Source organism: Brevibacillus soli, assembly GCF_044759095.2.
In the GTDB taxonomy this organism is placed as follows: Bacteria; Bacillota; Bacilli; order Brevibacillales; family Brevibacillaceae; genus JBIYSM02.
Window position 1 is genome coordinate 25,218 of record NZ_JBIYSM020000044.1, and the last position, 8,007, is coordinate 33,224.

General features: G+C 51.1%; 10 protein-coding genes. All 10 read right to left on the minus strand.

What is annotated here, in order from left to right; translation table 11 throughout:
• Window positions 1-6 precede the first annotated feature (6 nt).
• Entirely contained in the window at window positions 7-624 is a 618-nt protein-coding gene (locus ACE99V_RS16755) for a DUF4046 domain-containing protein (protein WP_400492137.1), read from the minus strand.
• 100 nt (window positions 625-724) lie between these two features.
• Window positions 725-1,225, minus strand: a complete 501-nt coding sequence (locus tag ACE99V_RS16760; protein WP_400492177.1) for a hypothetical protein — start codon at window positions 1,223-1,225, stop codon at window positions 725-727.
• Entirely contained in the window at window positions 1,225-1,644 is a 420-nt protein-coding gene (locus ACE99V_RS16765) for a TadE/TadG family type IV pilus assembly protein (RefSeq protein ID WP_400492136.1), read from the minus strand. Before ACE99V_RS16765 ends, ACE99V_RS16760 begins: the two co-directional genes overlap by 1 nt.
• 6 nt (window positions 1,645-1,650) lie before the next feature.
• Entirely contained in the window at window positions 1,651-2,130 is a 480-nt protein-coding gene (locus tag ACE99V_RS16770; protein WP_400492135.1) for an A24 family peptidase, read from the minus strand.
• Window positions 2,127-2,303 carry a pilus assembly protein gene (locus ACE99V_RS16775; RefSeq protein WP_400492133.1) on the minus strand — a complete coding sequence of 59 codons (177 nt, stop codon included), beginning with the start codon at window positions 2,301-2,303 and terminating at the stop codon, window positions 2,127-2,129. Before ACE99V_RS16775 ends, ACE99V_RS16770 begins: the two co-directional genes overlap by 4 nt.
• Before the next feature lie 63 nt (window positions 2,304-2,366).
• Entirely contained in the window at window positions 2,367-3,275 is a 909-nt protein-coding gene (locus tag ACE99V_RS16780) for a type II secretion system F family protein (RefSeq protein ID WP_400492131.1), read from the minus strand.
• A 3-nt stretch (window positions 3,276-3,278) separates the two neighbouring features.
• The gene (locus tag ACE99V_RS16785) at window positions 3,279-4,184 is read right to left on the minus strand and encodes a type II secretion system F family protein (protein WP_400492130.1); all 906 of its coding nucleotides are present in this window, start codon (window positions 4,182-4,184) and stop codon (window positions 3,279-3,281) included.
• A gap of 13 nt (window positions 4,185-4,197) precedes the next feature.
• Window positions 4,198-5,685: a TadA family conjugal transfer-associated ATPase gene (locus ACE99V_RS16790; RefSeq protein ID WP_400492129.1), complete on the minus strand. Its 1,488-nt coding sequence runs from the start codon at window positions 5,683-5,685 to the stop codon at window positions 4,198-4,200.
• 32 nt (window positions 5,686-5,717) lie between these two features.
• Complete coding sequence (locus tag ACE99V_RS16795) at window positions 5,718-7,073, minus strand: CpaE/TadZ family protein (RefSeq protein ID WP_400492128.1); 1,356 nt, start codon at window positions 7,071-7,073, stop codon at window positions 5,718-5,720.
• Window positions 7,073-7,798 (minus strand): RcpC/CpaB family pilus assembly protein, encoded by a 726-nt coding sequence (locus tag ACE99V_RS16800; protein ID WP_400492127.1) that lies wholly within the window; start codon window positions 7,796-7,798, stop codon window positions 7,073-7,075. Before ACE99V_RS16800 ends, ACE99V_RS16795 begins: the two co-directional genes overlap by 1 nt.
• Window positions 7,799-8,007: the final 209 nt, after the last annotated feature.

The following is an 8,007-nucleotide window of genomic DNA, read 5'->3' on the forward strand; positions in this document are numbered from 1 at the left end:
TATATTTCAATATGGATTCCACAGCGATGGTTCGGCCAATTCCGGGTACATGTCCGTAATCATGTCAAACGGGGAGAAGTAGAGAGTATCTACCAATATTTTCAGCTTGTGCTTGCGCAAAATATGGTGAGCCCTTTCCGTTTTGGTGAATATGCGCGGCAATTCCCGCAGGTCGCGAATCTGTAGGAGTTCTTGCCACATGTAATCAAAGCATATCTTGGCCCGCTCTTCTCCCTTGATGCTCTGAAAATAGAGAGGGGGAAAATGGCGTCGAATACCAGACAGTACCTCTTGATATACCCAAAGCACCTTGTCCTTTTCAGATGACCTGGGAAGGTACGGATAAGCGTATTCTACTAGATAGTAGACATCTTCCGATTTCGCCTCAATCGGCGGCTCGACGTACTCGCGAATGAGATGCAGCTTCAACTCTTTTACATCCCGCATGTTCAACTCGTTGCGAGCTTGTTCGGGCGTCCACATTTTTACCTGCTCGATGGCGTAACGCAGCACGAGCTGCACCTTTTGTTTTCGGTACTGCACATCTTCAAACTCATAAGGAGAAAACCGTTTTTGCTCTCCCGTAAGGATTCTTTTATACCTCTCTATAATCTTGGTCGGCATCAGCTGTTCACTCCTGTCCCTGCATCTGGAATTTACTGCTAAATTACCATGCTGCTATAGGACAAAAATAATAGCTGTGCCTAACGGCCTGATTCCACAGTCATTGTTTATACAGCCCCGATTGGGATGCCCTGGACACCATCACTCTTGTCGTCTCCCAAAAGAGTTGCAGCAAGCTGGTCACTTCCAGTTGCAAATGGTAGATTCCCTGACGATAGAGATATCGTTGTTCGCCTTTTTGATGAATGGCAACGACCTGCTCTGCCTCGTTTCGCAACGATGGTTCGTTCAGTCTCCACAGGATCTCCGCCTCTTCACGGGCTCCCCTGATGATGGCAGCACCCTGTCTTTGCGCCTCGCGACTGGTAGCGAACAGCTTCTGCTGTCTCTCGCCGTCCTCATCGAGGTACTCCCACTTTCCGGCAGCCCTTGCTCCTTTTGTGATCAGATCTGCTGTCTGCTGTGTCTTCATGATCAGTAGTCCGGCCTGTTCCTGAAACAACAACAACGACAACAAACCGCACAGGCAAAAGAGAAAAAAGAGCGTGGTTACCAAGATTGCCCCACGCTCTTCAAATAACAGCCGCTTTTTTTGTCGCATCACTCTATGTCCTCCGCGTTCTCGATCATCATGTGATAGGTTTCGGTAACCTCCATCGGTTGCCTGGAGGCCAACAAGCGAAAGGATACTGTAGCTTCGGTCTGCAGGTGATTCCCCTTTTTCCACTTTCCCCCCTTTACAAAGATGCGAACCTCTCCATCCGTCGCAGCGATGGCCTGCTCCAGCTCCTTTTCTCCACGCTCTTTTCCGTGGTAACGGGCTAAGCCGTAAGTAGGCTGAACAGCGGCGATACGCCCCGCTTCGAAAGCAGCGGCAAGGGCTTTTTGCCGATTGTAAAGGATGGTAAATTGGTCAAAGGCAAACACAAGCAGTACCCAGACCAGCGGAAACGTAAAAATAAACTCGATTAGCTGGCTCCCCCGCTCTTCCCTTTTGAGCCGATCAAACCAGTGCGGCATTCTCACTTACCTCCACAAGCGATCGAACAAGCATGCGGCAAGCAGATGAACGGCATACGGCAGACTTAAGGCGGAGGAGGTTCGCCCCGGCAGCCATAGTTGATGGTGTCCCGACCACCCCGCCGCCAGCAAGATCATGTTCCCCCACAGGCGGGGCCATCTTTCCGGCTTGCAAAGCGCTACAAGCATGCAGCTGCAAAGCGAATACAAGAACAACAGATATACCTCTGAATGGCTTGTCCATGCACCTGCCGCCATCAGCAGTTTTTGATCTCCCATGCCCATCCCGCGAAATAACGTCGGCAACAATGAAAGCGCAAAGGCGCAGAGAACGCCTGTCAACGCCGCCTCCCCCGTACCGAGAAGCAGTTGATACAGCAAGCCCGCTGCCATAAAAGGAAAGGTCAGATAGTTTGATACTTTGCGACAACGCCAATCTGAACAGGCAGCAGCCATTAGCAAAAGAAACAATGCTACGTCTCTCATTTGCTGATTTTATCTTTTAGTTCCTTCAGCTTCTCGTCTTCTGCCGTTCCCAATTCTGACAGCGCCGGAATGATCAAAATCAGGATGACCGCGACAATAATCACCATCTCCACAATCGTGACCGCATCTTCCTCATGAATAAAGCGGTTCAGGTATTCTTTAAAAATTTCCATAAAACCCCTCCCTTTGGTCTGTACCTATACTCTCGCAAAAGACAGAACCTCCGGCAAAAAGATTTACAGCTGCATTTTCATACTCATAAAGGCGGGACCCATTACCAGGAACAGAAGAGGTACTCCCATCAGCAAAATAACGAAGGGAAGCAGCCGGATGCTTAGTCTGTTCATGTATGCAGATGCTTCGTCCTCCTGTTGGCGAAGCTGCTCTTCCACCTGGGCGGCCAGTATCCCGCCTACGCTGACGCCTTTGCTTACTGCTTCGTTGATTTCCAACGCAATTGAAATCAATGCATCCACTTCCCAACGGTAGGCCATTTCCTCCAATGCTTTTCGCCAATTTCCGTAGCGCTTTTCCTCCACCTCCAGCCGAGCCAGCTCCCAGCCCAACCTGGCATCAAACCGCCGGGCCGTGTTTTTCACTGCTGCCTGGATCGGCATTCCTGCCTCTACCAACGCTTGCACGATACTGAAAAAGATCGGGACCTGTTCGCGTATCTCCCCCTTCACGCGCTTGTCAGCCCATTCGAGCAAAAGGGTAGGAAACAAAAACACTGCTAAAGCAAAAAGAGATACCGCCAATGTCACCGACGATATTTCCTGTCCGCTGTAGAGCCTCACAACAAGATATCCGATGCTTCCCAGCAGGAGGACTCCTCCTGTCGCTTTGGCCAAAAGCACTTCCGGCAGAGTAACATTCCAGTGAATTCGCGAAAGGATTCGTTCAGTTCCGGGCATATCCGTCCCTGTCCACCTGCACAGCATTGTTTGCAATGTCTCGTTTTTTTCTAATCGACCGACTACTTTCAACCGGGACGGTTTGGTATGAAAAGCCCTGTTGATAAGCTCTTCTCGCTCCACGTCGATACGCCCCTGCAGGGAGGACATGTTCGTTCGAGGAACCCCCTGACAAGCGGGAAGCAAAAACAAGAATAACGCCAAACCAACCGCACCACAGATCAACAGCATCCCTTAGCCTCCCTTGTGCAATCCTTTCAAGGCAAGATACCGGATGACTTCGCCTCCAACCAAAATACAAAACAAACAGCCGAGCATGGTAAACCGTCCTCCCGGCGTCGCAGTGAGAGAATCAAAATGATGGGGATTATTAGCGTAGAGTGCCACGATAAAGACAAACGGCATCACGCTCAACAAATTTACTTGCGCCAGAATCTGAGACATGGCAGCCCGCTGTCTTCGCAGCGACTGCCTTTTCCGCAGAATGGCTGAAGCGGCCAAATCAAGAGTTTTGGCCATATCCCCACCCATCTCCCGCTGAATTCGAACGATCGTCGCCAGGTAGGAGACGTCAGCCGACCCCGTGCGCTCGAAAAACTCCGCCATCACTCGCTCGATCGGAACTTGACCGCGCAGCATCTCTACCACTCGCGTGTATTCTTCGGCAACCTGTTTGTTTATATAGGGACTGACAGCTACCTGATCAAACGCATGCAGGTAAGAAGGAGATGTTCGCAAAGAGCTTGCCATTAATCGAATTGCCTTGACGTTTCCCTCTTCAAACCGCTCTTTTCGCCTCGCTCCCAGGATATGGATCAATCGTTCCGTAAAAAGGATGCCGGAGAAAAAAGCTGGTAGCCCCAACCACCAGGACTGCAGGATCAAACTCGTCAACCAGATGGATCCAAACCCCATCCCCATTGACAAAACCAGGTAGTGATTCACGTTCAGGCCGGCTCGCATGCGATGCAGCCTGCGGTCCAACTTGTCAAACAGCGTCATTCGTTCCCTGTGCATTTGATCGACGATCTGATGTTGTCGATCCCTTCGAAAACGAAAAAAAGAGCGATCAAACGGCATCAGGAGATAAAGCACGCACAACGCGGCCGTTGCTGCCAACAGCACGTTTGACACTGGCACGGGTGGTCACCTCCTATACCTGTATGGGGGTGGGAAAGAACACCTGATCGATTTCATCGGGTTTCAATCCTTTTTCCAACCAGCGCCGTACCAATCTGTCCGGCTTGTAACCGGTCCACTTGTACCTGCCCGTCACTTTCCCCTCATTAACACCAGTCGGTTCGAATATGTAAATATCCTGTAGATAGACGCGCTCCGGAATAATCTGCTTAACGTTGCACGTCCGCCTAATTCTCTCCTCATGAGACTGACCCGTTCCTACAACCTCGGAAATCGCCACCACTTTGCGGCTGCCATCCTCTTCAAAACGTTTTACCTGAACAATCAGATCAAGCGCGGAACCGATCATTAAATTCCTCTCCGCGGAACTGTATTTCTCTTCCGCTTTGCCAAACAAGATCGGCAGCGTGGAGTCAATCAACGCCCGCGGTGAATTGGCATGTGCAGTGCTCCAGCTTCCAGGGTGATCCGTGTTCATCGCCCACAAGATATCTACAATCTCTCCTCCGCGGGTCTCGCCCACTATAATGACATCTGGACGTTTTCGCAATGACAAACGGACACAATCCCGGATGGAGAAGCCACCCTTCCCTTCATAATTGGGAGGCTTGGCTAAAAAACGGCGGACAAAAGGGTGCTGCAGCTTCATCTCCAATACATCCTCAATAGTAATGATGCTGAGATGATGCGGGACATATTGGGATATCAAGTTGAGCAAGTGAGTTTTGCCCGATCCGGTACCACCGCTGACGATACCAGATGCCCGAGACAAACCGACCGCCCACTTCAAAAACTGCAGCATCGGCTTGCAAATCGACCCGTACTGCAGATAGTCTTGTTCCATCAATAATTCACGGTGTTTACGGATGGTCAGCATGTGTCCATCCGGCGAGATCGAGCGGTGCGTCGCGGCAATGCGGGATCCATCAGGAAGCTGGGTATTCAACTCCGCTTTCGTTTCGTTAAATTCACGTCCCATGGCAGCGGCAATCTGCTCCAACAGATGGAGCATTTCCTCTTCGTCCCGGAACACAGGCATATCAGGTTTCTCCAATCTCCCTGTGCTTTTTCGTTCCACGACTAAAAAGTCGTGCCTGTGAAACAAGATCTCGGTAATATCCGAATCATCCAGCAACGCATCCAGCGGCCCCCAGCCGATAAGCGCATGCAAAAGCCGCTGAACCTCTGTGTCCAGTTGACTGTTCGTTAGTGGGGCTCTTGCTTCCAGAAGCAGACGAATATCGTTTGCCACTTCCTCCAAATACGCCGGTTGATTTTTTTCCTCCCACAACCGCTTTCCGTGTTTCTCGACAATCTTTGTTTTGATCGCTGTTTCTATCTCACCGCTAATCTGTCTCTCTGCTGCGAGCTGACCGACATGAGCTCGATCATCAAGGGATTGAGTCGCGTAAGCTTTCTCTCGCACCACGGAATGCGGATCAAAACGGGGAGGGCGCGCCGTTGTTTGAATTCCCAGCAAACTTTTCCGATTAAAGGTCATCGAACCACTCCTAACTTCTATAGAAGCTTTTCTTACCTCCACAGCCATTTGAGCAGAGAGGGCCGCTGTTTTCCCTTTTCCTGTTGATCCACCCTCTCCGCTTCAGGGGGAACGAGGGATTTTCCCAACGCTTCGATAGCGTCTTTAGCCGCTGTCCTTCCGGGATACAGCATCATTGGCGTCCCTGTGTTAATCGATTTTTTTACTTCCGCATCATCGGGAATGGGAAATATCTTTCTACTCGGATGCAACTGGAAATAGGCGCGGATCTCATCCAGTGTAAACAACTCTTTTCGCTGCAGACGGTTCATGCAGATTTGAATCCTTTCTTCGGGGTACTCTGCCTCCCGCAGAAGCTTGAGCATCCGCTGAATATTTTCAATGGAATCAACAACAGGATTCCCCACCATTACTACCCGCTCGGCAAAAAACAGCGCCTGAATGGTGGCATCAGTCGTGTCAGGAGCCGTGTCGATCAAAATGACGTCGTATGAGCTGTTCTTCAAGGTTTCCAGTATCAAATAAAGATGGTAATCACGGATTTCAAAGCTGTGGCGAATCTCTCGAGGCGATGTAAGGACGTGCAATCCGGTTTGCGAGTGTGTGACCACATACTTGGCGATATCTTGCGGGGACAAACGCATGGCCGTAGCGTATTCCTGCCAGTCTTCGTGGTGAAGCAGGTCAGGGTTTCTACCGTCTCTTAGCGCCCTCTCTTTCAAGTGTGTATCAATTACCTGCACCCAGGAAAACAGGTTGGGTGTTCGTGGAAGGTTCAAGGAAGTTGCAAATGTACCCAAGTCCAGGTTAAAATCGACAGCCAACACCTGCAGGGGGCGACCGGCTTTTTTCTGCATGGAAAAATATACGGCCAATTCACGGGACAAAAACGTCTTGCCGACACCCCCTTTGGGTCCGTACACCGTAATCAGATGCTTCGGTTCCTTGAAGTCAGCCACATACGTCTGCTCCGCACGGGCTTCCGCCACAGCGCGATGCGGGTGGTTCTGCAGGGCAGCCAAACCGAGAACTGTACTGAACTGAAATGCCAGCGTCTCGATCTGCATGGGTTGGATCGGTTTTGCAATTACCCAGATGCCCAGATTGCGTAAAAAAGGCTCCCACAATAATTCTCGTGCAGAACATGCGGCTATCAACGCGAGGTGGGGAAAAGCGAATCTGATCTGCTGACAAAGAACTCCAAGCTCCGTCTCCTGCAAACTGCTTACGAGAAGAATGTCTGGACTGGTGGCCTGAACCGCCCGCCATACTTCTTCCAGCCGGACAGCATGTCCGCATACCTCGATATGTTGACTGTCAGCCAATTTCTCCCTTAATTCGCCTGTGGAACTGGCATCTTCATCAACGATGAACAATCGTTTTTTCACTATTGAACCTCCTCTTCGTCACTCCACCGCTTTCTTGTTTTCATGAGAGCGGCAGCAAACGCGGCGTCCCCGACGCCGTTCTTCGTTCCATCGGTGAGTCCGGCTTTACCCAGTCGAATCTTGCCGTAGTGCAGGGCATGAGTAAGCAGAACAGCCTCGTCCAGATTCAATGAAATCGTCACTGCTACCAAACTTGGAACTTCACTTTCCTGTTCCCGCTGAACTGCGATCACCGGCATGTCGCGTAGAAGCAGACCGGAGTGCGCCCCTGCTTCGTCCTCAAAGGAAGCATAGAGATGAACCCGCTCTCCTACAGCGATGTGCGGTGTCACTCCCAATACATTGTCCACCGGAATGCTCATTGCTGTAACGGACGCACCCAGTTTCGGCTCCAGAGTGCTCTCCCCATGTATCTCCAGATCTGTTTTTAGAAGCGGAAGCCCGCCCGTTACCCGTCGGGCGAGTGGCTGCCCAACGTACGCCGCCGTTTCCGACCAGGGGAGAAGCCCATCTATTGGCGGCTTTCCGTTGTCTGACCAGGCTCCCAGTGTCAGCACCTCCTCCTCCAGGTCGTCCAATGTCAGCAGCATCCCCCCTTCTTTCATCACCCCATCCCGCAGCTTGATGTAGGAAAAGGTCTCAGGCTTCACCATCTGATAGGATCCGTAGGCCACACAGGCCGCAAGAAGCAGGGCTGCAGCCAAGCGCAGCGGATTGACCGGCATCTCGCTCTCCTCCCCAGCTTTTTTCCTAGCGTAAATGGAATAGCTGGGACAAAAAAAGCCGTCCGGCTATACCGGACGGCATAAATGAAAAATGCCAACCCTGAAAAGGATTGGAATTCTGTTTGCTCCCTGAAAACTGGATACGCAAGTTTTGCACAAGGAATGTGGATAAGTCCTCGACCGATTAGTATTCGTCAGCTCCACGCGTT